At 45.1% G+C, this 25,868-nt stretch carries 26 protein-coding genes; 9 read left to right on the forward strand and 17 right to left on the reverse strand.

All coding sequences use genetic code 11. From position 1 onward, the window contains the following. Positions 1-92: 92 nt before the first annotated feature. Positions 93-749: a ribosome biogenesis GTP-binding protein YihA/YsxC gene (yihA, locus tag AACS00_RS16515; RefSeq protein WP_110168058.1), complete on the forward strand. Its 657-nt coding sequence runs from the start codon at positions 93-95 to the stop codon at positions 747-749. Positions 750-1,171: 422 nt separating this feature from the next. On the opposite strand, the gene AACS00_RS16795 is transcribed toward yihA, so the two are convergent. The 3 genes from AACS00_RS16795 to hemB form a co-directional block, all read right to left on the reverse strand. After that, positions 1,172-1,219, reverse strand: coding sequence for a hypothetical protein (locus tag AACS00_RS16795; RefSeq protein ID WP_438356636.1), 48 nt, complete (start codon positions 1,217-1,219; stop codon positions 1,172-1,174). A 193-nt stretch (positions 1,220-1,412) separates the two neighbouring features. Further along, positions 1,413-4,208: a DNA polymerase I gene (gene polA, locus AACS00_RS16520; protein WP_110168059.1), complete on the reverse strand. Its 2,796-nt coding sequence runs from the start codon at positions 4,206-4,208 to the stop codon at positions 1,413-1,415. 723 nt (positions 4,209-4,931) lie between these two features. Then, complete coding sequence (gene hemB, locus AACS00_RS16525) at positions 4,932-5,975, reverse strand: porphobilinogen synthase (protein ID WP_110168060.1); 1,044 nt, start codon at positions 5,973-5,975, stop codon at positions 4,932-4,934. A gap of 233 nt (positions 5,976-6,208) precedes the next feature. On the opposite strand from hemB, the gene AACS00_RS16530 reads away from it, so the two are divergent. After that, positions 6,209-6,970, forward strand: coding sequence for a TatD family hydrolase (locus tag AACS00_RS16530; RefSeq protein WP_110168061.1), 762 nt, complete (start codon positions 6,209-6,211; stop codon positions 6,968-6,970). A gap of 34 nt (positions 6,971-7,004) precedes the next feature. On the opposite strand, the gene tatC is transcribed toward AACS00_RS16530, so the two are convergent. From tatC to rmuC, 7 genes are all read right to left on the reverse strand, one after another. Next, the gene (gene tatC / locus AACS00_RS16535) at positions 7,005-7,748 is read right to left on the reverse strand and encodes a twin-arginine translocase subunit TatC (RefSeq protein ID WP_110168062.1); all 744 of its coding nucleotides are present in this window, start codon (positions 7,746-7,748) and stop codon (positions 7,005-7,007) included. Positions 7,749-7,881: 133 nt separating this feature from the next. Then, positions 7,882-8,283, reverse strand: coding sequence for a Sec-independent protein translocase protein TatB (tatB, locus tag AACS00_RS16540; RefSeq protein WP_110168063.1), 402 nt, complete (start codon positions 8,281-8,283; stop codon positions 7,882-7,884). A 3-nt stretch (positions 8,284-8,286) separates the two neighbouring features. Continuing rightward, entirely contained in the window at positions 8,287-8,526 is a 240-nt protein-coding gene (gene tatA, locus AACS00_RS16545; RefSeq protein ID WP_072670195.1) for a Sec-independent protein translocase subunit TatA, read from the reverse strand. 55 nt (positions 8,527-8,581) lie between these two features. After that, a complete protein-coding gene (gene ubiB / locus AACS00_RS16550) occupies positions 8,582-10,213 on the reverse strand; it encodes a ubiquinone biosynthesis regulatory protein kinase UbiB (protein ID WP_110168064.1) in 1,632 nt (543 codons plus the stop codon). Next, the gene (locus tag AACS00_RS16555) at positions 10,210-10,815 is read right to left on the reverse strand and encodes a ubiquinone biosynthesis accessory factor UbiJ (protein WP_110168065.1); all 606 of its coding nucleotides are present in this window, start codon (positions 10,813-10,815) and stop codon (positions 10,210-10,212) included. Before AACS00_RS16555 ends, ubiB begins: the two co-directional genes overlap by 4 nt. An 8-nt stretch (positions 10,816-10,823) precedes the next feature. Continuing rightward, positions 10,824-11,606 (reverse strand): bifunctional demethylmenaquinone methyltransferase/2-methoxy-6-polyprenyl-1,4-benzoquinol methylase UbiE, encoded by a 783-nt coding sequence (gene ubiE / locus AACS00_RS16560; protein WP_072670198.1) that lies wholly within the window; start codon positions 11,604-11,606, stop codon positions 10,824-10,826. Between the two features lie 48 nt (positions 11,607-11,654). Further along, complete coding sequence (gene rmuC / locus AACS00_RS16565) at positions 11,655-13,187, reverse strand: DNA recombination protein RmuC (RefSeq protein WP_110168088.1); 1,533 nt, start codon at positions 13,185-13,187, stop codon at positions 11,655-11,657. Between the two features lie 183 nt (positions 13,188-13,370). Between rmuC and AACS00_RS16570 the strand changes: the two genes are divergently transcribed. Next, a complete protein-coding gene (locus AACS00_RS16570; protein ID WP_110168066.1) occupies positions 13,371-14,279 on the forward strand; it encodes a DMT family transporter in 909 nt (302 codons plus the stop codon). A 26-nt stretch (positions 14,280-14,305) separates the two neighbouring features. Here AACS00_RS16570 and AACS00_RS16575 read toward each other — a convergent pair whose 3' ends face one another. From AACS00_RS16575 to ftnA, 3 genes are all read right to left on the reverse strand, one after another. Then, the gene (locus AACS00_RS16575) at positions 14,306-15,493 is read right to left on the reverse strand and encodes an NAD(P)/FAD-dependent oxidoreductase (protein ID WP_110168067.1); all 1,188 of its coding nucleotides are present in this window, start codon (positions 15,491-15,493) and stop codon (positions 14,306-14,308) included. A 99-nt stretch (positions 15,494-15,592) separates the two neighbouring features. After that, positions 15,593-15,916, reverse strand: a complete 324-nt coding sequence (gene uspB, locus AACS00_RS16580; protein ID WP_040903572.1) for a universal stress protein UspB — start codon at positions 15,914-15,916, stop codon at positions 15,593-15,595. An 81-nt stretch (positions 15,917-15,997) separates the two neighbouring features. Further along, positions 15,998-16,525, reverse strand: coding sequence for a non-heme ferritin (gene ftnA / locus AACS00_RS16585; protein ID WP_040903570.1), 528 nt, complete (start codon positions 16,523-16,525; stop codon positions 15,998-16,000). Between the two features lie 163 nt (positions 16,526-16,688). Here ftnA and uspA point away from each other — a divergent pair, with 163 nt between their 5' ends. Continuing rightward, a complete protein-coding gene (uspA, locus tag AACS00_RS16590) occupies positions 16,689-17,114 on the forward strand; it encodes a universal stress protein UspA (RefSeq protein WP_004393869.1) in 426 nt (141 codons plus the stop codon). Between the two features lie 55 nt (positions 17,115-17,169). After that, positions 17,170-18,057, forward strand: a complete 888-nt coding sequence (locus AACS00_RS16595) for a carboxylate/amino acid/amine transporter (protein ID WP_110168068.1) — start codon at positions 17,170-17,172, stop codon at positions 18,055-18,057. A 73-nt stretch (positions 18,058-18,130) separates the two neighbouring features. Here the strand turns inward: AACS00_RS16595 and AACS00_RS16600 are convergent, their stop codons facing one another. Both AACS00_RS16600 and AACS00_RS16605 read right to left on the reverse strand, forming a co-directional pair. Beyond that, complete coding sequence (locus tag AACS00_RS16600) at positions 18,131-18,526, reverse strand: hypothetical protein (protein WP_110168089.1); 396 nt, start codon at positions 18,524-18,526, stop codon at positions 18,131-18,133. Positions 18,527-18,616: 90 nt separating this feature from the next. Then, complete coding sequence (locus AACS00_RS16605; RefSeq protein WP_110168069.1) at positions 18,617-19,408, reverse strand: class I SAM-dependent methyltransferase; 792 nt, start codon at positions 19,406-19,408, stop codon at positions 18,617-18,619. A gap of 273 nt (positions 19,409-19,681) precedes the next feature. Between AACS00_RS16605 and asnC the strand changes: the two genes are divergently transcribed. Next, positions 19,682-20,146: a transcriptional regulator AsnC gene (gene asnC / locus AACS00_RS16610; protein WP_004393858.1), complete on the forward strand. Its 465-nt coding sequence runs from the start codon at positions 19,682-19,684 to the stop codon at positions 20,144-20,146. Positions 20,147-20,203: 57 nt separating this feature from the next. Here asnC and tsrA read toward each other — a convergent pair whose 3' ends face one another. Next, the gene (tsrA, locus tag AACS00_RS16615) at positions 20,204-20,485 is read right to left on the reverse strand and encodes an H-NS-like global regulator TsrA (RefSeq protein ID WP_004393857.1); all 282 of its coding nucleotides are present in this window, start codon (positions 20,483-20,485) and stop codon (positions 20,204-20,206) included. Between the two features lie 144 nt (positions 20,486-20,629). Beyond that, positions 20,630-21,790, reverse strand: a complete 1,161-nt coding sequence (locus AACS00_RS16620; protein WP_375152962.1) for a multidrug effflux MFS transporter — start codon at positions 21,788-21,790, stop codon at positions 20,630-20,632. A 153-nt stretch (positions 21,791-21,943) separates the two neighbouring features. Here AACS00_RS16620 and AACS00_RS16625 point away from each other — a divergent pair, with 153 nt between their 5' ends. The 3 genes from AACS00_RS16625 (at position 21,944) to betI (ending at position 25,860) form a co-directional block, all read left to right on the forward strand. Continuing rightward, positions 21,944-22,906 carry a LysR substrate-binding domain-containing protein gene (locus AACS00_RS16625; protein WP_072670206.1) on the forward strand — a complete coding sequence of 321 codons (963 nt, stop codon included), beginning with the start codon at positions 21,944-21,946 and terminating at the stop codon, positions 22,904-22,906. A gap of 157 nt (positions 22,907-23,063) precedes the next feature. Then, positions 23,064-24,851: an aminopeptidase P family protein gene (locus AACS00_RS16630; protein WP_110168071.1), complete on the forward strand. Its 1,788-nt coding sequence runs from the start codon at positions 23,064-23,066 to the stop codon at positions 24,849-24,851. A gap of 406 nt (positions 24,852-25,257) precedes the next feature. Next, the gene (gene betI, locus AACS00_RS16635; RefSeq protein WP_110168072.1) at positions 25,258-25,860 is read left to right on the forward strand and encodes a transcriptional regulator BetI; all 603 of its coding nucleotides are present in this window, start codon (positions 25,258-25,260) and stop codon (positions 25,858-25,860) included. The last annotated feature ends 8 nt before the right edge of the window (positions 25,861-25,868 follow it).

Here is a 25,868-nt window from a genome sequence, read left to right on the forward strand (position 1 = left end):
TACAATCACCGATCTTGTACCGAGTACGATTCTTCGACTAAGTTTTTATAAAAGCAATCAATCGACTACGCAAAGTCGAGATGGAGTTAACATTGAGCGTAAAAATTCACTATCAAAACACGCATTTCATTACCAGTGCGCCAGACATTCGCCATCTTCCCGCCGATGACGGTATCGAAATTGCGTTTGCAGGACGTTCAAATGCGGGTAAATCAAGCGCTCTCAATCGCTTAACCAATCAAAGAAGCTTGGCGAAAACCAGTAAAACCCCCGGACGAACTCAGTTAATTAACTTATTTAAAGTGACTGATGGCTGCCATATCGTTGATTTACCGGGTTATGGTTTTGCACAAGTACCACTAGAAATGAAAAAGAAGTGGCAAAAATCACTGGGTGAATACCTGCAACAACGTTCTAGTCTTAAAGGTTTGGTGGTGTTAATGGATATCCGCCATCCAATGAAAGATCTTGACCAACAATTGGTCTTGTGGGCTGTAGAGTGCGCGATTCCCGTTCAGGTTCTGCTCACTAAAGCCGATAAACTAAAAAGTGGTGCACGTAAAGCTCAGCTCAACAAAATCAGAGAAGAGTCGCTATCGTTCGGTGGTGATGTGAGTGTCGATGTGTATTCATCGCTGAATGGTCTAGGGGTTGATACCTTACGCAGCAAACTCGATAGTTGGTTTATGCCTGAAGTGCTGCGTCGTACTGAGCAACCTTTATCGACCGACCAACCTCCTGTCGCTTAGTGTTACCACAGCCAGTAATAAAAATCCCCACCATCCTGGTGGGGCAACGGGAGAGAAATAGGAAGTAATTATTGTTATAGCGTTAGCATTCCTCAATCCCGCCGAAATTACAAGACACCACACAGCATAAGCTTAACTCACCACCATCGCATAATTTCTGTTATTTCACCTATTAATCAATCAATTAAAATAAAAGTACCGCACATCATTGACTTGGTTTTTTGGTAAAAAGAATCGAAAGTGTGAATGACATTTAATTACAACATTGATCAAAAACTATCGTAAGTTTTCTATATATTGCCGAACAACTTGGCAGAAATAATCAAAGTGTCTTGGTCATAGCCAGTAAGAATGGGATAGATAACAGGTGGCAAGCGCGCAATAAAAAACGCCCCAGTCAATAATCGACTGGGGCGGCTGAATCAGCCTAATCCAATAACGTGAAACAAAAGGTCTGAAAGATAGAACATCTTACCTCTGTACCCTACGGAATTAAATCTACAGCAACTGATCAGAAATGAAAATAGTTTTTGTAGTTTTTTTTCATTAAAATTTTATTAAAATACATAAACACTTGAAAACCACTTACTTTTTTTCGATTAAAAAAAAGCCAGCGACGAGGCACTGGCTAGAATAATCGCTTGATTTTATGCTAAATCGACATTAATGGGCTTCATCCCAGTTATTTCCGTGACCAGCATCAGCCACTAATGGCACGTTAAGTTGCGCAGCAGATTCCATCAATTCTTGTACTTTACTTTCAATTTCGGATAACGCTGACTCTTGTACCTCAAAAACCAGTTCATCGTGTACTTGCATTAACAACTTCACTCGTCCCTGACCTTCGTTTTCGATCCAATTATCCACCAGTAACATCGCTTTTTTGATGATATCCGCGGCTGTCCCTTGCATTGGAGCGTTGATCGCTGCTCGTTCTGCCGCTTTACGACGCATCGCATTGCGCGATTGAATTTCAGGTAAATGCAAACGGCGACCAAATAAAGTTTCCACGTACCCTTGCTCTGCGGCCATACTGCGCGTCTCTTCCATATAGCGCAGCACTCCTGGATAACGTTCAAAATATTTATCCATGTAATGCTGTGCTTCAGAACGCGGAATACCGAGTTGCTTAGCCAGACCAAAGGCGCTCATGCCATAAATAAGGCCAAAGTTGACCGCTTTAGCGCGGCGACGTTGCTCACTGGTTACCTGATCAATACTCACACCAATGATTTCTGCTGCCGTTGCGGCATGAATATCCTTACCTTGTTGGAAGGCTTCCAGCAACGCAGGATCGGCCGAAAGATGGGCCATGATGCGCAATTCAATTTGTGAGTAGTCGACCGCCATGATTTTCCAGCCCGCTGGAGCAATAAAGGCTTGGCGAATGCGCCGCCCTTCCTGATTACGGATGGGAATATTTTGTAAGTTTGGATCAGTAGAAGACAAACGCCCTGTCGCCGTCACCGCTTGATGATACGAGGTATGTACGCGTCCTGTCGTTGGGTTGATCATCTTTGGTAGTTTATCAGTGTAAGTAGACTTAAGTTTTGCTAACCCTCGATACTCGAGGATCACTGCGGGTAACGGGTAATCTAACGCCAACTCTTGCAACACTTCTTCGTTGGTCGATGGGGTACCTGATGGCGTTTTTTTCACCACTGGTAACTTCATCTGCTCAAACAAAATCGTTTGTAATTGCTTTGGTGAACTTAAATTAAATTCTTGATCAGCCAGCTCATAGGCTTTGCGCTCTAGCTCAACCAAGCGCTGGGCAATTTCTTGAGATTGAATCGCCAGTAATTGATCGTCAATTAATACTCCAGTGCGCTCCATACGTGATAATACTGGAACCAATGGAACTTCAATATCGCGATAAACCGTTAATAATGGCGCATCCGCTTCAAGCAAAGCTTGTAAACGATGGTGCAATCTCAATGTCACATCGGCATCTTCAGCCGCGTATGGCGCAGCTTGTTCAAGATCGATTTGATTGAAAGTCAGCTGATTTTTACCCTTACCGGCTACTTGCTCAAAAGAAATACAGCTATGTTGTAAAAAGCGTAGCGCTAAGCTATCCATATCCTGCTTGCCACCGACGCTGTTATAAACATAAGAAGCGAGCATCGTATCATGAGCAATACCACACATCGCTATTCCATAACGCGCCATCACACTGGCATCGTATTTCAGGTTCTGCCCGACTTTAGCCAACTGAGGATCTTCTAATAACGGTTTTAGCTGCGCCAGTACCCAATCACGGTCCAGTTGCTGAGGCGCATCAAGATAGTCATGCCCAACGGGCACATACGCCGCTTCGCCTTCTGCTACGGCAAACGAAAGACCAACCAAATTAGCCACCATATAATCGAGACTGTCTGTCTCGGTATCAAAGGCAAACACTTCGGCTTGTTTGAGCTTAGCTATCCATACCGCAAAACTCTGTTCATCGAGTATGGTTTGATACTGACTGCGATCAATCGTTACCGCTGAGTGCTCACTCACGGCCGTGTGTGCTTGACCAGAAGCAATCTCTCGTTGGGCAATAGGTTCACGCGCTTCAACCACGCCAGTACCGCCGTCTAATAGTTCCGTTAACCAAGACTTAAACGCCATTTTTCCATATAAGGCGATTAAGGCGTCGCAGTCTGGGGACGTTTTTAACAAGGACTGAGGGGTGTAATCCAGTGCCACATCAAGTTTAATTGTCGCTAATTGATAGGATAACCAAGCATTGTCACGATTGTCTTCTAGCTTCTTCGCCATGGTTTTTGAACCACGAAAGCCTAAATCGGCAATTTTATCTAAATTGGCATATAGCGCCTCAAGGCCGCCGATCCCCTGCAACAAGGCGGTGGCGGTTTTATCACCAACACCAGGAACGCCGGGAATGTTATCAACTTTATCCCCCATCAAAGCGAGGTAATCGATGATCAATTCTGGCGGAATACCGAATTTTTCAATCACGCCTTCACGATCCATCACGACGTTAGTCATGGTGTTAATCAGAGTGACATGATCGTTGACTAATTGGGCCATATCTTTATCCCCAGTACTGATCAGCACTGGCATTCCCACTTGTGATGCTTGCGCCGCTAAAGTGCCGATCACATCATCCGCTTCCACGCCTTCAATCGAAATCAGCGGTAACCCCATAGCACGAATAATCTGATGTAGAGGCTCAATTTGACACCTGAGATCATCCGGCATAGGAGGACGATTGGCTTTATACTGTTCATACATGTCGTCACGAAAGGTTTTACCCTTCGCATCGAAAATGACCGCCATGCGCTCAGAAGCAAACTGGCGCATCATGGCACGCAGCATATTGACAACCCCATACACCGCATTGGTCGGGATCTCACCATTGGTCATGGTGCCTGGATAAGCGTGAAAAGCGCGGTACAAATAAGAGGAACCATCGATCAAAATAAGGGGATTATCAGGGATACGAGCCATAGTTTTACTATCCGATCAGAAACAATAAGCGCCTAGGATGCCATGACTGCTGCTTGGTTTCCATGCTGATCAAGCTGACTCTCTCTCGAAGCGTACACCGTTATCGCTTCTGACACCCATCCATCTGTGGATAAGTCTGTTTATAGATTTTATCCACAAGTGAGAAGAACCGCTTTCATCATCATGAATTAAATTATAATTAATTGATATTTAAAAGAATTAATCAAGATCGATAAAGATAACAATGATCCTTTTACGATCATCAATTGTGGAAAAGATACTTGCTGCCCTTTTGCTCGGGCTGAGATCTTACTCGAAATTTGCTGATGATAATTGCAGCAATCTCATCCTAACTCGCTAACCCAATGACGTAACATCGATAGATATAGCTATACACACGCCAAATTCAATCCATAAAAAAAGCGACACCCGAAGATGTCGCCTAGCCGTATGCTGGTGAAGCTAATGGTAAAATCAACTCCCCAAAAAGCTAAATATTACACTGGAAGCAATGTGAGCAATGTCGTGTCAAAAAGAATCGGTGTTGCCCAATAACTTCTGCTTATTGATTAGCAATAGAGAAAGCTAAAATCATAAGTAGGTCGGTTGTTGAACTCGACTTATCCCCTAAGACAAGGTTAATAATAATCGTTCTCATCTTAATGTCAACAGCCAAATGAGAAAAAATCTCATTTATTGATCTAGGCCACTTTTATTTTATGGTTATTCCTGACGTAAATGTTGCGCCGCTTGAGCTTGCTCTTCGGCTAACCATTCAGCAACTTGTTTCGCAAAATAGGTCAAAATACCATCCGCGCCAGCACGTTTAAAACATAATAGTGACTCCATAACGGTTTCACGCTCTTTTAGCCACCCATTTAAAATCGCCGCTTTATGCATCGCATATTCACCAGAGACTTGATAAGCAAAAGTGGGCACTTGTAATTCACTTTTTACTCGGCGTACGACATCAAGATAAGGCATCCCTGGCTTCACCATCACCATATCCGCCCCTTCATTAATATCCATCGCGACTTCATGCAACGCTTCATCGCTGTTGGCTGGATCCATCTGATAGTTTTTCTTATTGCCCCCTTTTAGGTTGCTTGCCGAGCCGACGGCATCGCGAAATGGTCCATAGTAACAAGACGCGTATTTAGCAGAGTAAGCCATAATCTGAGTATGAATATGCCCTGCCTCTTCAAGTGCTTGACGAATTTTACCAATTCGTCCATCCATCATATCGGAAGGAGCAACGACATCCGCGCCCGCTTGAGCATGAGACAAAGCCTGCTTAATCAACACTTCTGTCGTTTCTTCGTTCAGCACATAGCCACTTTCATCAATGATCCCATCTTGACCATGAGTAGTGAAAGGATCCAAAGCCACGTCAGTAATCACACCCATTTGCGGCACGTGCTCTTTGAGTAATTTGACCGCCCGTTGTACTAATCCATCTGAATTGTAGGCTTCTGCAGCATCGAGGCTTTTGGCGTCTGGAGTCACAACAGGAAATAGAGCAATCGCTGGAACACCTAATTTCGCCAGATATTGTGCTTCTTCTAACATCAAATCGATAGATAAACGCTCAACACCAGGCATCGACTCTACCGCTTCACGGCGATCTTTGCCCATCAAGATAAACATTGGATAGATTAAATCATTGACTGAAATACGGTGCTCCGCCACTAAGCGGCGACTAAAATCATGTTTACGTAAACGGCGTAAGCGACGGCCAGGGAACTGACCTTGGATTGATACAGACACTCGACTCTCCTTATTTGTCGAACCGCACGGTCATCATAGGATCACCTGCGGACGTGATTGGAACGTGTAGTCGTGAAATCATATCACTCTGATAACTTGGCGCTAGGATCAATCCTAGAAAAGGCGAAAAATGATCTGCATGATACACTCGCGTATACTGCTCATTGCTCCGATATCATTCCACAGACGATAACTCGAAAGCGACTACAGTAACTAACCATAAAGAGATCATGATGATTGACACCCATGCCCATGTTTACGCCAGTGAATTTGATCACGACCGCGACCAAGTCATACAACGTGCCATTGAACAAGGTATTGAGCGCATTTTATTACCCAATATCGATCTCGACTCTATCGCTCCTATGCTTGCTACCGAAGCGGCTTATCCTGATTTATGTCGATCAATGATGGGGCTGCACCCCTGCTATGTAAACGCCGATGTTAAACAAACGTTAGAGCAAATAGAGCACTGGTTTAACCAACGCGATTTTATTGCCGTGGGTGAAATTGGCATTGATTTGTACTGGGACAAAACCTACCAAGCCGAACAAGAGATGGCATTCATTACCCAACTTAACTGGGCGAAAAGTCTTAACTTACCGGTAGTGATTCATACTCGTGACTCGATTGATCAAACGTTAGCTTTGCTCAAACAAGAGCAAAATGGTCAATTGAGCGGTGTTTTCCACTGTTTTGGCGGAACGGTTGAGCAAGCCAAAGCCATTAATGACCTTGGTTTCCATTTAGGGTTAGGGGGAGTTTCAACGTTTAAAAATGGCGGAATGGATAAAGTGATTCCCGCGCTCGATTTGAACTATCTGGTATTAGAAACCGATTGTCCTTACCTCGCGCCAGTGCCGTATCGCGGTAAGCGTAATGAACCCGCCTACACCCGATTGGTCGTAGAACGTATTGCTGAATTACGCAACCTAAGTACACAGGCAGTGGACCAACTCACCACAGCTAATGCCAAAGCCTTATTTAAATTATAATCAGAATGCCTAAAGGGAGCCCCTATGCTCCCGATTACTCTTGCGCCTCGCGAGGCTCTCTCTGACCATAAAAACGCGCAAAAAACAGTCCAATTTCAAATAACAAACACATCGGAACCGCTAATAACGTTTGAGAAATAATATCCGGTGGCGTGAGTAACATACCGATCACAAACGCGGCAACCACAATGTATGGCCGCTTCTCACCTAATGCTTTCGGGGTTGTCGCGCCAGTCCAACATAACAAAATGATCGCCACGGGAACCTCAAAAGCAATGCCAAAGGCTAAAAAAAGCGACAACACAAAGTCTAAATAGCTGGCGATGTCGGTAGCAAATTGTACACCGCCCAGCGAAATTGCGGTAAAAAAGCCAAATACCAATGGAAAAACGACGAAATAAGCAAAGGCCACACCACAGTAAAACAGTAAAGAACTCGAGACCAATAGTGGAAAAATCAATCGACGTTCATGTTTATACAAACCGGGAGCGACGAACGCCCAGACTTGATACAAGATATAGGGCACCGACAAAAATACAGCGACAATTAACGTCAGTTTCAGCGGCGTAAAAAATGGCGAAGCGACATCGGTAGCAATCATCGTCGCGCCAGCAGGCAAACGCTCAACCAAAGGCCGTGAAACAAATTCGTAAATTGTATTTGAGAAATAAATCAAACCAATAAAAACCACAATCACCGCCGCAATACTGCGTAATAAACGATCACGTAATTCAAGTAAATGAGCGATGAGCGGTTGGGTTTGTTCAACGGATGACATAACAACCTCGGTTAGCATGAAGTATAAATGATCAGCATCAGCATGGCTGTTCAATCACTGAAAGAGACCGCTTTGAGGTGGCGCCATACTGCACCAACAGCATCGCAGTCTCGGTAAAACCAAGCGGTTCGACTTAATCTGATGGCGGTTTGCTGAGTGTTTTTTCCGATACGGATGAGCTTGATGTCGGTTCTTCTGGTTTTAACGCTGCGCCTGCTTGTTCAGTGAGATTCTCAGCATTAGCACCATAAGAGCGCTGCACATCCTGAGCTGCTTTTTTTAACGTATCGACCGACTCTTGCAGTTCTGGTGATAGATTCTTCATCCCCATTTGCTCGGCCTTACGTAATTGCTCTTGCAGTTCTTGTACTTTTAGCTCTTGGGTCAACTCTTCTTTAACGCTGTTGGCCATCCCTTTTGCGGTAGCAACAAACTTAGCCACACTGCGTATGGCATGGGGTAAGCGCTCAGGCCCCAGCACAACCAGTGCGACCACCGAGATCAATACCAGCTCCCAAAAACCGATATCAAACACGGCTTATACCTTCTCTTGGTCTTTTTTGGCGTCTGCCGTGCTTTCTGTTTTCTGTTGCTGCAGATTTTTCTGCTCAAAATCGGCGTCTTTTTTCGCTGGCTCTTCATCTTCAGCCATCGCCTTCTTGAACCCTTTGACTGCACTGCCTAAATCACTGCCTATACCACGTAATTTCTTGGTGCCAAATAATAAAACGACGATGACCGCAATAATAAGCAGTTGCCAAATACTGATACCACCCATTTTTTCTACCTCGGGTTATGTGTTACACAATGATGAATTCTTCAGTGAATCCAAGTTATCGACGATACGCTCGCCAGCTTAACCACCAGCTGATTGCCCCCGCTATCACCGACCCCAACGCTAATGAAGGATAGTCGGTTAACAATAAAGCAGAGCATACGACTAAAGTGGCGCCAACACCAAATAAAAACTGCCCAGTTGACTGCTGGCGCTTCGAAGCGCAGTAGCCTTGATAAAATTGCTCCATGCGAAGATTGAGGTTTTTCCCCTGTTTTAAGCTGTCATAGAGGAGTTCAGGCAATTCTGGGAGCTTCTCCGCCCAAAATGGCGCTTTCTCTTTCACCGCATTAATCACCGCCTGAGGGCCGACTTGATTGCGCATCCATTTTTCTAAGAAAGGCTTTGCGGTTTGCCATAAATCCAATTGCGGATAAAGCTGACGACCTAATCCCTCAACGTATAATAACGTTTTTTGTAGTAAGACCAGCTGAGGCTGCACTTCCATTTCAAACCGTCTAGCGGTATTAAACAAATTCAATAACACATGACCAAACGAGATTTCACACAGCGGCTTAGCAAAAATTGGCTCACAAACAATACGAATCGCCACTTCGAATTCATCGATATTGGTATCGTAAGGTACCCATCCGGAGTCAACGTGTAACTGCGCCACTTTTCGGTAATCACGGTTAAAAAAGGCCAAAAAATTTTCAGCTAAGTAGCGCTTATCTTCAGCATTTAAAGTGCCAACAATCCCGCAATCGAGCCCTATCCATTGCGGATTCTCTGGATGTTCAGGATTAACAAACACATTGCCAGGATGCATGTCAGCATGGAAAAAACTATCACGAAACACTTGGGTAAAAAATACCGTCACGCCACGTTCCGCTAACAGCTTCATATTGGTCCCGTTGGCTTTTAATCCCGCCAAATCTGACACTTGAATACCGTAAATGCGTTCAGAAACCATCACGGTTTTATTACTAAAATCGGTAATCACTTCTGGGACGTACAGCTCTTCGCTATTTTCAAAATTGCGACGCAGTTGAATGGCATTGGCGGCTTCTCGACGTAAATCAAGTTCATCCAATAAGGTTTTTTCATACTCACGCACGACTTCAACTGGTTTTAAACGACGAGCTTCTGGCGTTACTTTGGCAATAATACGCGCTAGGCGGTACATCAGTTTTAGATCTGCATCAATAACGGGACGGATATCAGGACGGATCACTTTCAGTACAATATCGCGACCATTAGATTTTAGTTTCGCAGTATGGACTTGGGCGATTGAAGCAGACGCTAAGGGCTGGATATCAAACTCATCAAACCATGTCTCTAACGGACCACCAAGAGCTTGCTCAATGTGTTGTTTGGCTAAGAGGCCATCAAACGGAGCAACTTTATCTTGCAGCAGTGCCAATTGATCGGCGATATGAGGCGGGAATAAATCTCGTCGAGTCGACATCATCTGACCAAATTTAATCCACACTGGCCCCAGCTCTTGTAGTGCAAGACGTAGCCGTTCACCCAGTGGTTTATCCGCGTGCTGATTACGGATCCAAAACAACATTTTACGGGCGAATAATGGCGCTTGGCTTAATTGGTGCTGTGGAATCAGCTCATCTAAGCCATATTCAAGCTGAACTTTGATGATGCGATATAAACGCTTAACTTCTGCAGGAGTCATACTCTTCCCAATAACTGATGCAATTTGGCTTCTAAACGAGCGGCATGGCTTTTGACTTCATCCACTTGATCACAAAAATCGGCGATTTCGAGTGGCGGAGGAGCAATACGCCACTCTTCAGTAAGGACTTGGGCGACATAATGCTGTTGTTTGACAAAGTGAGCCGTCAATTGCTGATGCACATCCTTAATGCCTTGTACAACGGTGTGAGCGACCACATCACCTGTGAGGCGTGACAACCACTCTTCAAGATCGGGCTTACTCTCGGTCAATAATTGCGCAAATTTCTGTGCTAACTGAATATCCCCTTGTAACACCAGTTTATCTTGTTTGATTAACTGCGTGATGTTGGCCTGCTCACGCAGTTCCGGCAAAATTGTCAATGATAGCGACAAGTAGCAATCGGGCCGCCCTTCATAAGCACCGAGCACATCAATTTGTTGACTGAACACAAAGGTAAAGGTTTGATCGAGCTCTTTAATATGCAGCTGAATCACTTGCCCTTTTAAACGAGTCAGTCGACGGTGCAATTGGGGATCATCCTCAATTAATTTATTGAGCGTGGTTTCCATCACCGCAGTGATCAAAGATTGCAACGGCATAAGGCCCCTTAGAATTTGTAACCACGATGCAACGCCACAATACCACCAGTAAGGTTATAGTAAGTGGTTTGCTCAAAGCCCGCATTCTCCATCATGCCTTTTAACGTCTCTTGATCGGGATGCATGCGAATTGACTCCGCTAAATAACGATAACTTTCTGCGTCATTTGCAATCAATTGGCCCATTTTAGGCAGGATATGAAACGAGTAGGCATCGTATATTTTGGAGAGCGGGTCAAGGACAGGTTTAGAAAACTCGAGCACAAGTAAACGGCCACCAGGCTTTAACACTCGATACATCGAGCGTAACGCTTGGTCTTTATCGGTCACATTACGTAAACAAAAACTGATGGTGATGCAGTCAAAGTAGTTATCAGGAAACGGCAATTCTTCCGCATTCGCTTGCACATAATGCACGTTACCGACAATGCCTCGATCACGCAGCTTATCACGGCCCACATTGAGCATTGAATTATTAATATCAGCCAAAATGACATGGCCTTTGTCACCGACAATGCGCGAAAACTTGGCCGTTAAATCGCCCGTACCACCGCCTAGGTCTAAAATTTTCTGTCCTGGGCGCGCACCCGCACAATCAATGGTAAAACGCTTCCATAAACGATGAATACCTCCAGACATCATGTCATTCATGATGTCGTATTTGGCAGCAACGGAATGGAATACTTGCGCCACTTTGGTGACTTTTTCGTCTTTAGCGACGGTAGTGAAACCGAAATGAGTGGTTTCTTGATTGTCTATTGTTGTATTGGTTTGCACGCTGATATCCGTCATTATTGTTCCTCTTGGGCAGTCCTACACCTAAACTGCAACTGCGGGCGATTAGTTTACTTTATCCTCAGCGGGATGTCTTTCTAGTAAAGGCGCAAAATCAGGATCCGATTCACGCTGTGCTTGTTCAACCAACTCGCTCGCTATCGAACGTTTAATCTCCACCCCAAGCTGCTTAAAACTTTCCGCCTGACGTATCGCATTCCCACGCCCTGTGGCCAGTTTATTCATCGCCGACTGATAGTTCTGGTTGGCGCGATCCAGTGCACCGCCTAGACCTTGCATATCTTCTACGAATAAACGCAGCTTATCGTACAATTTACTGGCTCGTTCTGCGATCTCTTGCGCATTTTGATTTTGACGTTCATAACGCCAAAGATTATCAATCGTACGCAAAGCAACTAATAAGGTGGTTGGACTGACTAAGATAATATTTTGCTCAAGGGCATCTTTGACTAGGCTTGGATCGGCTTGAATCGCCACCTGAAAGGCCGGTTCGACCGGAATGAACATCAGTACATAATCTAAACTGTGTAGCCCTTTTAGCTGGTGATAATCTTTTTGACTCAAGCCTTTCAGGTGATTGCGTAGCGCCGACAAATGGTCATGCAGAGCGCGATCGCGTTCACTATCAGTCTCGGCATTAAAGTAACGCTCATAGGCTACTAGCGCCATTTTTGAGTCGATCACCACTTGTTTGTCGTGTGGTAAATGGACGATCACATCCGGTTGATAGCGTTTCCCCGCGGCATTTTGTAAGCTAACTTGGGTGTGATATTCATGTCCTTCGCGCAAACCGGACTCGGCCAATACCCGAGCAAGCACCACTTCGCCCCAATTGCCTTGCTGCTTATTGTCCCCTTTTAAAGCTTGAGTGAGGTTGAGCGCTTCTTTGGCCATTTGCTCATTCAATTGCTGCAAATTACGCAGCTCATGGACCAAGGTATGCCGCTCTTTCGCTTCTTGGTTAAAACTGTCATTGACCTGTTTTTTAAACCCTTCGAGCTGCTCTTTCAGTGGATTAAGCAAACCAGCTAAACTTTGTTGGTTTTGCGCATCGACTTTCGCGGTTTTGTGTTCAAAAACCTGATTGGCAAGCTGCTCAAATTGCTGCTTTAACCGCTCTTCAGCACGCTCAAGTAATTGCAGCTTATCTTGGCTAGCGGCGAGTTGCTGTTCATGTCGGGCTTGCTGCTCATGAAGCTGCACTTCCAATTGCGTTTTGAGATCGCGCATCTGGTTTAATTGCTCAGCATAAGCCAGGCGCTCTTGTTTGACCGCTTCAAAATGACGTAATTTTTCCATCACCGCCATCACCTTGCCATGAGCTTGTTTTAACTCAAACTCCGCTTTATCTCGCTGCTGATCGAGCTCATCTAACTCTTGCTGAGCTTGCTGTAACGACTGCTCTAGCTGCGTTTTTTGTTGTTGATGCCAACGGGCTTCGCTCGCCAATTGCTGCTCTAATAGTTGCAGTGAGAACTGCATTTTCTGTTTTACCCACCAGCCAGTGGTAATCGCGGCAACACCAGCGGCAGAGAGCGCCGCCAGCCAAGTCGTCGCATGTTCCATGATCCATTGCATATCAAGCACTTCATCAATTATCACTTTAATTAAAAAATGGTATGGCGATACTGGATAAATGTCCAGTTTACTGGCTGATTTTTCCACCGTAGATTAGCTCTTTGCACAAAGTAACCACACAATGACGTGTCACAGCAGCGAGAAGCCAATCTAGGTCGCTGATCATCAACAGGGAGTATAAGCATGAATGAGCGCCGAGCCCTTGGACTGGCATTATCCGCCGTATTACTTTGGTCAACGGTCGCGACTGCGTTCAAGCTTACTTTAGCTGAGCTGACCCCAATTCAAATGCTGACCATGGCGAGCATCGTCTCGGCGTGCGCCTTGGCGGTCATTTGTGGACTACAAGGTAAACTGGCACAGCTTATCCCGACCTTTATCGCCAATCCGTTTTACTATTGCTTGCTCGGTTTGATTAATCCGCTCGCCTATTACTTATTGCTCTTTAAAGCCTACGCTTTACTGCCCGCCTCTCAAGCACAAGCGATTAACTACAGTTGGGCGATTACACTCACGTTAATGGCGGCGCTATTTCTGGGCCAAAAAATCCGCAAACAAGATTGGCTCGCCTGCGTCGCAAGTTATTTTGGCGTACTGGTGATTGCCACTCAAGGCAACTTGCTGGAATTACAATTTGAAAGCCCACTGGGCGTCACTCTGGCTTTATGCTCAACGTTATTATGGGCAGGATATTGGATTTTAAATACCAAGAACCAAGCTGATCCGGTGGTTGGCCTACTGCTCGGCTTTCTGGTTGCCATTCCCTGCGCGATGGGCTTAAGCCTTTATGAGGGAGCATCATGGCTGACGATTTCATGGCAAGGCTGGCTGGCGGTGAGCTATGTTGGCTTATTTGAGATGGGAATTACCTTTGTGCTCTGGCTAAGCGCTTTGAAAAGCACTCAAAATACCGCGCGGATCAGTAACCTTATTTTTGCATCGCCATTTATCTCTTTGATTTTATTGGCGACCATTATCGGTGAGCGCATTCATCCCACCACTATTATCGGTTTAGTGTTTATTATTAGCGGGTTAGTGATCCAGCAAATGAAATTCTCAGCCCGCACTAAGCCAACGAAAGCACGGCCATAAAACCCACCAGCGCAGCGGGTCAGGTATTACACCCATTGACCCGCAACATAGCCGCTTGACCAAGCCCATTGGAAATTATACCCACCGAGCCAGCCAGTCACGTCTATCACTTCACCGACAAAAAACAGACCGGGTACGGTTTTGCATTCCATGGTTTTAGAAGACAGCCAGTCGGTATCCACCCCACCTAACGTCACTTCCGCAGTGCGATACCCTTCCGTTCCATTAGGGACAATTTGCCACTCTTGCAAGGCTTGCGCTGTCTGTTTCAGCACAGTAGGAGTTAGCTGTTTCATCGGCTTATCAACCAATAAACCACGCTCAATAAGCACTTCAACCAAACGCTTAGGTAATAAACGCGACAAGGTGGTTTTTAAGGTTTGATTAGGGTGTTGTTCACGAGCCTCGGCTAAAGCATCATCAACATCCACATTGGGCAATAAATTAATCGTCAACGTTTGACCAGGCTGCCAATAAGAGGAAATTTGCAGCACCGCCGGCCCAGATAGGCCGCGATGAGTAAATAATAATGCTTCTTTAAAACTGGTACCACAGGGGGCGTGGATCTCAACCGGCAGCGCAATACCCGACAGCTCAGCCAAGGCTTCTTTATCGGCAACATGCAGGGTAAATGGCACCAACCCCGCACAAGTCGGTAATACGGGAATCGCAAATTGCTCCGCCACTTTATAGCCCAACGGCGTTGCCCCTAATTTAGGCATTGACAATCCTCCAGTGGCAATCACCAGCGATTGACACTGCCAAGTACCTTGTGAGGTTTGCAGTACAAAGCCGTCCGCGATTTGACTAATGGTTTGGATATAGACTTGATAACGCTGCTTCAGCGTTGGCTGATCGCACTCGGCCAGTAATAGGTTAACAATCTCTTTCGCTGAATCGACACAAAACAGCTGACCATGTTCACGCTCTTCAAATTCAATCCCATGTTTACTGACCAGTGAGATAAAATCCCAGTTGCTGTACTGGGATAACGCTGATTTTACGAAATGTGGATTACGGCACAAGTAGTTCGCTGCCGAGACATGGTAATTGGTAAAATTACACCGCCCGCCACCAGAAATTAAAATTTTCCGGCCCGGTTTTTTGGCGTGATCCATTACTAATACTTGACGACCACGCTGCGCCGCTTGCGCCGCGCACATTAGCCCCGCGGCACCAGCACCAATGACAATCACGTCTACTTGTTCACTCATCCACTACTCTCACGCGAATAAAAAAAGGATGTGCGACCAGCACATCCTTACTAGGGTGACTATTCTAACGATAAACGTCTGGCTTGCCAATCCATCCCCTTAGAGAACAAAAGCCGCCAATGAGGTCACCATAACTAAAGCGCAGCACAACACAAAGAGCTCTCTTACTCGGGAACATTTTCCGGTAAAGACGGGATCATGATGGTGGTGATACTCTTTGCTCTTCAGGTAATGATATAAACGTACTTGCTTGGTCACGTTACCTTGAGTACTAAAGAATCCTCGTCCATCCACTTGTTGGTACAACAATGGATGAGCTTCACGCATGATATAAATGAGCGAACGTAACGCCGTTAAGTATCTAGCGATATTAATGCCCGTCACTATCATGAGCCCAAGTAAAATAGTATCTCCACTGATCATCTTTTCCTCCCTACATCTCATGTAAGCATGCCCAGAAAAAAAAGACGACCACTTGCGCTTCAGTTTTTCTTTTTGCTGAGGTTACTCAGCAGGGGCACCCATTACCGACGATGAGCTTGCTTTGGCTAATGCTGCTAGATCTTTATCGATAAAGAACAACGCTTTTCCATCTTCGCCGACCAGTTCTAGCTTGTCTAAAATCCCTTTAAACAACTTCTCTTCTTCATGTTGCTCCGCCACATACCACTGAAGGAAGTTAAACGTTGAGTAATCTTGTGCAGTAAACGCAACATGAGCCAGTTTGTTGATCTTTTGGGTAATCATCTGTTCGTGTTCATAAGTTTCACGAAACACTTCCCCTAAGCTGGCAAAATCGTGTTTCGGTGCAGCAATCGCACCAAGGATTGGCATTGCGCCAGTTTCACTCACGTAAGTGAACAGACGCTGCATGTGCTGCATTTCTTCTACTGCATGAACCCGTAAAAATTCAGCGGCACCTTCAAATCCTTTGTCTTCGCACCAAGCACTCATTTGTAAGTATAGATTGGATGAAAAAAATTCGAGATTAATTTGCTCATTCAAATGATCAATCATGGCAGGTGAAAGCATGGATGATTCCTAATGGTTTGGTCTATGACTCTGATCACTATACCATGATCCCGCTTTATTGCGCTTTTACCATTACGAGTGACGATAGATATGAGATCACTTTAGCAAAAATGTCTGGCTCAAAGTGCTAACCTAATCATGTCATCAGCAAGGAGAGAGCATAATGAGTTATCAACATATTTTGGTTGCGGTCGATCTGTCGGAAGACAGCAAACTATTGATCGATAAAGCCGTGGCACTGGCTAAGCCGCTGAATGCGGAGATCTCTTTTATTCATATCGATGTCAATTATGCTGAACTGTATACGGGATTGATTGATATTAACTTAGCGGAAACTCAGCACCACTCGATGGAAACAGCGCAAAAGCAGTTACAAGAATTGGCCACTTACGCCAATTACCCGATTAAACACACCCTAGTCGGTAGTGGCGATTTGAGTAATGAGCTGTGTGATACCATTGGTGAGTTCAATATTGATCTCGTGGTGTGTGGTCATCATCAAGACTTCTGGAGTAAGATCCTCTCCTCCACTCGTCAGCTGATCAACTGCTCACCCGTGGACATGTTGGTAGTACCACTCAACGACTGACGAGCCTTAAAAACTCCGCTACACTGCAGACACGTTTTATCCATGATTACATCTTATGCTTTACTTATCTGCGGTGACCCTACTTTGGGCCTTCTCATTCAGCTTGATTGGCGTTTATCTTGCCGGTCAAGTCGACGCTTGGTTTTCCGTTTGGATGCGAGTGGCCCTTGCTAGTCTTGTTTTTTTACCTTTTTTAAAAATCAAACAGGTACCATGGCCTCTGATCGCCAAGTTAATGGCGATTGGTGGCATTCAACTAGGTTTAATGTACTGCTTTTACTACCAGTCCTTTTTATTACTTTCTGTCCCTGAAGTACTGCTATTTACCATCTTTACTCCGATTTATGTCACGCTCATTTATGACGGGTTGAAAGGACGCTTCTCTCCTTGGTATTTATTAACCGCCGCGATTGCCGTGCTCGGTACGGCATTTATTCAATTCTCAGGGATCAATGAACATTTTTTAAGTGGCTTTTTAGTCGTGCAAGGGGCCAACCTATGTTTTGCACTGGGCCAAGTTGGCTATAAATATGTCATGGAAAAAGAGCCCGTTCAGTTATCGCAACATACGGTATTTGGTTATTTTTATCTCGGCGCGTTGGTGGTAGCGAGTGTGGCTTTCTTACTCTTAGGAAATACGGAGAAACTCCCCACCAACACATTACAGTGGAGTATCCTGATTTATCTTGGGCTTATCGCTTCAGGGCTTGGCTATTTTGCTTGGAATAAGGGCGCTTGTCTGGTGAATGCCGGAGCATTAGCGATCATGAACAACGCATTAGTGCCAGCAGGATTAGTGGTGAATATCGTGATTTGGAACCGAGAGGCGGATCTGTTGCGCTTATCGGTGGGCGGTACGATTATTTTGCTGTCATTATGGGTAAACGAAACTTGGGTGAAACGTCGTGTTGCGACACAATATGCGACCACTCTCAGCAAATAAACAGCAAAATGCGCAGAGCGAACCAGTCCGTCTGCGCTAATCAATACGGCGGGAAATATGCCAGATAGAAGGTTTAATGAACTTGAGCCAGATGAAGCGATGGATTAGCAGGATGAACGGATAACTGAGCAAATTTTGCGTTTATTGCATGTTGTTTTTTCAGTAATTTACGCTGCTTTTTTAATACCTTGGCTATTTTTTTCTGATACTTCTTCTGCTTTTTCAGCGTTTTCTTATTCGGTGTTAAAACCGCATTCTCAACCTGACTGGATACCGATAAAGAGGCAGCTACAGTTTGACTCTGCTTAACCGCTTTAAGTAATGGCTGTGGCTTGCACAGCGCCCCTTTTTCAGCAGAACTGCGAGCACACGAACCACAAACGTAATTGGTTTGCGCCACTAAACGATGAATGTCTCCCAGTGAAGCACGTATATCATGACGATTTAATTTACATAAGCGCTTGACCATAAGAAACACAACTCCGACTAATAATGCTAATAATTCGCAGTTAGATATACCGTGAACCATTCACAAAGGCAAGGCGATTTTTTCTCCAATCTACCGATTATTTGCTTGCATGGCGGCAAGTACATAAACATCAAAGCGATTTTTTTTGGTCTCAATCGTCATGCTTGGCTTTTGCTCCGCTAACCAAGGAGCGTAATCCGGCCGTTTGACCACTACCCGCTTAGTCGCCAACTGTAATGCGGGAGCCAGTAGGTCATCAGCATCATTATCTGCGCCAACCAGAGATTGAAAAACTCGCATTTCTTTTTTAACGAGTGCGGTTTTTTTCTTATGTTCTGGATGTGGATACATAGGATCGAGATACACCACATCCGGTTGCTCAAACTGACTGTCGAGAGTTAAATGCTGCAAAGCGGCATGACTTGATGCATGGAGCATCGTTACCCGCTGACTGACCCACGGACCAATTTCTTGGTCTTGTTTAGCGCGAGCTAACCCATCGTCAAGCAAAGCCGCCACCACAGGATGACGCTCAACCATTTGTACTCGACAACCTAATGAAGCGAGAACGAACGCATCTCGACCTAAGCCAGCCGTCGCATCTAATACCGTCGGGAGTATACCTTTATTTAAGCCAACCGCTTTGGCTATCGACTGCCCTTTACCGCCACCAAACTTGCGTCGATGAGCGACAGCGCCAGTTACCCAATCGACGTAGATCGCCCCCAGCTTTGGCTCATCCGTTTTACGTAGCTCTAAACGCTGCTCAGTTAACACTAAAGCAAAGACACTTTCGTTACTATGGGTCAGTTGCCAGTGCTGCGCCAGTTGCTCAAGCTCTGCCGAGCGTTGTGGGGCTTCACATATCAGTTGTAGCTGCAAAGGGTCACTCCAGAGAGAAAAAACAGCGCTCAGTGTAGCGAATTTTCAATGGAACCGCGATATTTTCACAAGTCCGCTCAATCAGCTTAAGGCGTAGAGTAAAACCACGGTTGGCAGCGACGGTAAATAATGCTATATCCAACAGAGCTGATGCTGTAGACCAACCTATTTAGCTCATACAATAAGTCGGATAATCATAGCGCTACCGCTTCAACTCAAAAGGTCTATCAACGGCAGATGGCCCATCGCCTGACGCTGAATTTAGGAACGGATATGCAAACCGCCTCAACAAAATTAGATGATTTAGATCGCGCCATTTTAAAAATTTTAATGGATGATGCACGTACCCCTTACGCCGAGATGGCCAAACAATTTTCGGTCAGTCCCGCCACGATTCATGTGCGAATTGAGAAAATGAAAGCGGCCGAGGTGATCCAAGGCACTGAAGTGGTAGTCAATACCAAAAAACTCGGTTACGACGTGTGTTGTTTTATTGGCATTAATCTTAACGCTGCTCGTGATTATCACTCTGCACTGGCTAAGTTGAATGCGTTAGAAGAAGTGGTTGAAGCTTACTACACGACAGGCGCTTACAATATTTTTGTCAAATTAATGTGTAAATCGATTGAAGAGCTACAGTATGTGTTGATTGATAAGCTACAAGCAATTGATGAAGTACAATCGACCGAGACATTAATCTCGTTGCAAAACCCGATTAACCGCAACGTCAATCCTTAAAACGCAATCACCCCAACCAGAACGATTGGGGTGATTGATGATAAGCGGTGCTAGTGTTTATTTATTGAGGTAGTTCAACAGATCTTGCGCAGAAATACCTTGCTCAGAAAGTTGCTTGGCCAGTAATTCTACTTGCTCCCCTTTGCGAGCTTCGATGACTTGTTCAAATTGATAAACCAAGTCACGCAATACAGGAACCGGTACTTGCTTAGCAGCACTACGAATACGTTCACTACTTTGGTTACCCAGTTCATTAAGTAACTTGCCAAACATCACTTTTTCCGGTGATTCATCCAGCTGTTCCCAAATGCGAGCCATTTCATAAGTGGTCATTGACATCGTATCGTATTCCAAAAATATCGTTCAAAAGTAAGAGTGAACAATATACACATCTTCCACCCTTTAGAAAATAGCTAACCCGTCTATTTTCAGGCCAAATATGGCGTGTTCTGAACGCCTATGTTTTGGCGTACCCGATAACTGTTAAGAATTGAGCGCCCATTGATGCCAACGACGACCCACTTTTGAAAACAAAATAATCAGTGCCGGAGCCACCAACCACATATGCAAAGCTATCAAAATTTGTGGTTCAAAACTTAAACGTTGTAGTGTACCAACCAGTAAACCTGAACCACTCATTTGGAATAATCCTAATAAAGCGGCTGCGGTACCCGCTCGGTCACCAAACGGAGCTAACGCTTTGCCCGCTGCTGCACCGAGAATCCATGCAAAGCCTATGGATGAAATAAAGATTGGCAACATAAATGCTAACGCGGTGGTAACCTCAGCTAACATCACCATCACGCTTCCCCCCACCAGCAGCGCGATAATGCCCAACACCAACGTGCGATGCGTACCAACGCGGTCCATCATTTTCGGAGCCGACAAACAAGCGACGATATTCACTAATGCGTTAATTCCAAACCAAAAAGTAAACTGGTTCATACTCAGCCCTAAGCGGCCCATCAGTATTAAAGGCGCAGAAACAACATAGGCAAGGATCACTGCCATCGCGAGCATACATAACGATGCATGAAACAAAAACGAAGGGGTTTTTAATACTGACCAATAACGAGACCAAGCAAAGTAAGCTTGCTTCTCAGTCGTTGGGTTGGTTTCTTTCATACTAAACAGGATCAGCAACCCAATCGTCATCGCAAAACCGGCCATAAAACTAAAATTAGCGCGCCAGCCGAATTGCTGGGTTAACCAACTGCCCAAAATAGGCGCCAGTGCCGGGATAAAACAGATCGCACCATTTAAATAGCTGATCATTTTGCCACTGCGTTCTGGGCCAAAAAGATCGCGAACTGTTGCAAAGGCTGCTACCGATGTCGCGCACGCACCTAAGCCTTGTAACAACCGAGCAATCAGCATCCATTCAATACTTTGTGCACTCCACGCCAATAAAGCACTCAAGGCATAAATACTGATTCCAACTAATGCAACAGTTCGACGTCCATATTTATCTGCGAGTGGTCCAGCGAACAGCTGTCCAACACCCATCGCAAATAAAAACCAAGTGATCGTATCTTGTGCTAATGCATGTTCCACGTGAAACGTTTGGGCAATTTTCGGTAAAGCAGGTAAATAAATATCAATCGCCAGAGGGCTAAACAGCACTAACAGTGTCAGTAGCACCATTTGCAGGCGACTTGGCGTCGGTAAAGCAGTTACGTTCACGGAATGATTCCACATCAATAAGGGTATAAATTGAGAGGTACGTATCATAGCGAGAAACAGATATGAATAGAAATGGCGTATACTCATCACCATTATTCCCAAATGGAAAAACACATGAAGATTGAAAGCTTAGCGCGTCTCGACCTCAATTTATTGGTCTGCTTAAAGGTATTGATCGAGGAGCTCAGCGTCACCCGCACCGCAAATAGACTCTGTCTTAGCCAGTCGGCGGTCAGTAAATCATTGGCTAAATTACGCATTCAATTTACCGACCCATTATTTATTCGCAGTTCACATGGTTTAAAACCCACGCCCAAAGCGCTATTTCTCAAGCCCAAACTGGATATTTTGGTCAACCAATTAGAGTTAATTAATCAGCCGGAAGTCTTTTCTCCCCAATCGAGTGAATATCGCTTTCACATTGCCGCTGTGGAAAGTGTGTATTCGCTGATTCTGCCACACTTCTTACCGGCTATTTTTAGTCAAGGGCCGAAACTGAATATCAGTACTCATGCTTGGAGCGATCAAACCTTCAAGAAATTACAACTCGGCGAATTAGATTTAGGGATCACTGGTAAAGACATTGATATTAATGATGCAAGGCTAACCATGCTGCCTCCGAAAGACATTTGTGAACAAGAAGTTTTTCGCGATACCCAGATGTGTGCCGTCCGCCAAGATCATCCCGTATTGCAACGCTCATGGAATTTAGAAAGCTACCTCTCCCTACGTCATGTTCAAGTGCGCTGTGATGGCAACGATCGTTGGTTACTCGACTATCGACTCGCTGATATCGGCTTAGAACGAGATATTGCTATCACTGTGCCTGATTTTAATAGTGCTGCCAGCTTATGTACCTATACCGACTTTGTGTTTACCGCACCACGGCACTTTACTTACATGATTGCTCGGCAGATGAATCTGGTGGTTTTACCTATCCCATTGGAATTTCCACCAATGGCCTACACGCTATTTTGGCACCGTGATCGAGAAGATGACCCTGCGCTCAGTTGGTTACGACAAATCATCGACAGTAAAACTACGCATCTTCGTCAACACGGTTATGGCGTTGAATAGAAAATTAAGACAAGCTCAGTAAAAGTATCAACTAAGGCTTATCTACTGAGCCAAATCAGACAGATTTGCACGCCTATAGCAAAAGAGGTAGCTTATATTATCTCTGGCTTTCTCTCGCCATGAGCCTTTATCAAGGACCGTTAACAAGGATTACCTCATGTCACACCCCATTGCTCAACGTATTACTGAACTGCGCCATTGGCTGATTCAACAAGGCTTAGATGCCCTAATTGTTCCTCATGAAGATGAGTATCTCGGGGAATACGTACCGATTCAAAACGAACGCTTAGAGTGGGTTACTGGCTTTACTGGCTCGGCCGGTGCTGCCGTGATCACCAGCGATAACGCCGCTATCTTTGCTGATGGTCGCTACACGGTGCAGGTGCCGAAGCAAGTACCTAGCGACATTTTCCAGTATCGTCATTTAATTGAAGAGCCTTATCTACAATGGATCACCGAACAGCTCCCTAAAGGCAGTAAAATCGGTTATGACCCAAGAATGCACCGAGCTAGCTGGTTAACCAGTGCTCAACAGCTATTCACTGGTGAATACTCACTGGTGGCCATCACTGAAAACCCGATTGACCTATTATGGCAAGACCGTCCAGCACCCGTGACCTCGGCGATGCGCCTGATGCCTGTTGAACAAGTGGGCGTCGATTGCCACACTAAACGTGCAACCATTGCCAAGTTATTGCAAACTAAAAAAGCCGACTGCGCGATTCTCACTGAACTGGATTCTATTTGCTGGCTATTAAATATTCGTGGACTCGATGTCGCTCGCCTGCCAGTTTTACTCTCACACGCGATCATTCATGCTGATGCAAGCGTTGATTTTTTCTTCGATCCAGCACGCTTAGCAACCGGTTTTGAGCAGCATGTGGGCGCGGGAGTACGTGTTTATCACCCGGAGCAATTACAAGCTCAGTTGGAACAGCTTACTGGCCGCCGAGTGATGCTCGACCCAGCGACCAGCAATGCTTGGTTTACCTTAGTACTACAAAATGCTGGCGCAGAGTTAATCCAAGATAGCGATCCATGCTTATTACTAAAAGCGGCCAAAAACCCGACGGAAGTGGCAGGAATGAAAGCCTGCCATATCCGTGATGGTGTGGCGATGAGTAAGTTTCTTGCTTGGCTAGATAATGAGGTTGCCTCTGGTCGCCTTTATAATGAAGCTCAGTTAGCCGAGCAGCTTTATGCTTTCCGCGCGCAAGACCCGACATTGGCTGATCTTAGCTTTGATACGATTTCCGCCGCTGGCAGCAACGCAGCAATGTGTCACTATAATCATCTCAATCAGCCACAGACCGGTGAACTGAGTTTAAATAGTTTGTATTTAGTCGATTCAGGCGGTCAATATCTCGACGGTACTACCGATATCACGCGTACCATTGCGATTGGTCAGCCAAGCGCAGAGATGAAACACCAATTTACTTTAGTACTTAAGGGGCATATCGCCTTAGCTCAAGCTCGCTTCCCAGCAGGCACTTGTGGCCATCAACTGGATGCGCTTGCACGCCAATATTTATGGGCAGAAGGCTACGATTACGATCACGGTACAGGCCATGGTGTCGGACACTTTTTAAGTGTTCACGAAGGGCCACAACGGATCAGTAAAGTGCACAACCCCGTCGCTTTACGCCCCGGCATGGTATTGTCTAACGAGCCAGGGTATTACCGAGCTGACGAGTTTGGCATTCGGATTGAAAACCTTGAATTAGTGGTTGAGATCCCAACCCAAGGAGATAAAAACATGCTCGGCTTTGAAGCGCTGACTCGTTGCCCAATCGATACCCGGGTGATTGATTTTAGTTTATTAGCCGCGCATGAAATTGCTTGGCTTAATGACTACCATCAGAAGGTGTGGCGCGACATTAGCCCATTGGTCGAGGGCGAAGTAAAACTCTGGTTAGAAAAAGCCACTCAGCCAATCACTCTATAAGCGGATAAATCCGAGTGTAAACCAGTCTGAACGCTGAAACCAACCACTCGGATTACACCAATTTGCTTAGTGTTCTATTCTCCAACTCATCTTTCATTTGCATCCCTTAACCTCTTGGTTAAGGGATTTTTTATACCCAACAGCTCTCTTATCTGTCGTCAAACAACGTAGCATTGCCGCTTCAAGTAGAACGGGTATAAATACCTCAACAGACTAAATCACCTCTAATTATTAATAAAAATCCAACAAGCAATCAGAGAAAATAACCTATTGATTTAAAATAAAAAATAAAAACAACCATTACTAGCTCGCCATGTAAAACAAAAATAATAGTTTGAGATCTAACGATTATTTAAGTAGAGTTATTGTTAACTAATCGTTCAATTAAAGATAACAGGGAGTGTTAATGCCTAAGATTGGAATGCCTGATATACGAAAACCACAACTCGTACAGGCCACCATGACGGTGATTGAACAAGTTGGATTACACGCCGCTAGCATCGCCTTGATCAGCCGCGAAGCTGGGGTATCAAGCGGGATCATTAATCATTATTTTGGTGGTAAGCACGGTTTATTAGAAGAAACCATGCGCGTGATCCTTCGTGAGCACTCACTCACTGTGATGAATGCATTAAGCAAACTTAAAAAGGACGCTCATCAAGCGCGAATTAATGCCATAGTGCAAGCCAACTTCGCCGGCTTTCAAACCCAAAGCCACGTCGTCAAAACTTGGTTAGCTTTCTGGTCATATTCAATGCATGACCCACAACTCAACCGTTTACAACGGGTGAATGAAAAACGTCTGATCTCTCATTTGCACATTGAGCTCAAAGCATTACTCCCAAAAGCTCATGCTCAACGAGTCGCGCAAGGTATTGCCGCTCTTATCGATGGCTTCTGGCTACGTGGTGCGCTTAATCCCAACGGGATTAATGCCGACCAAGCCCAGCACTTAATTAACGATTACTTACAGCAACAACTCGCTCAACACGCAACACTTACTCAATAGGTCTTTAT

Source organism: Vibrio sp. 11986-1-5 (assembly GCF_963878025.1).
GTDB lineage: Bacteria > Pseudomonadota > Gammaproteobacteria > Enterobacterales > Vibrionaceae > Vibrio > Vibrio injensis.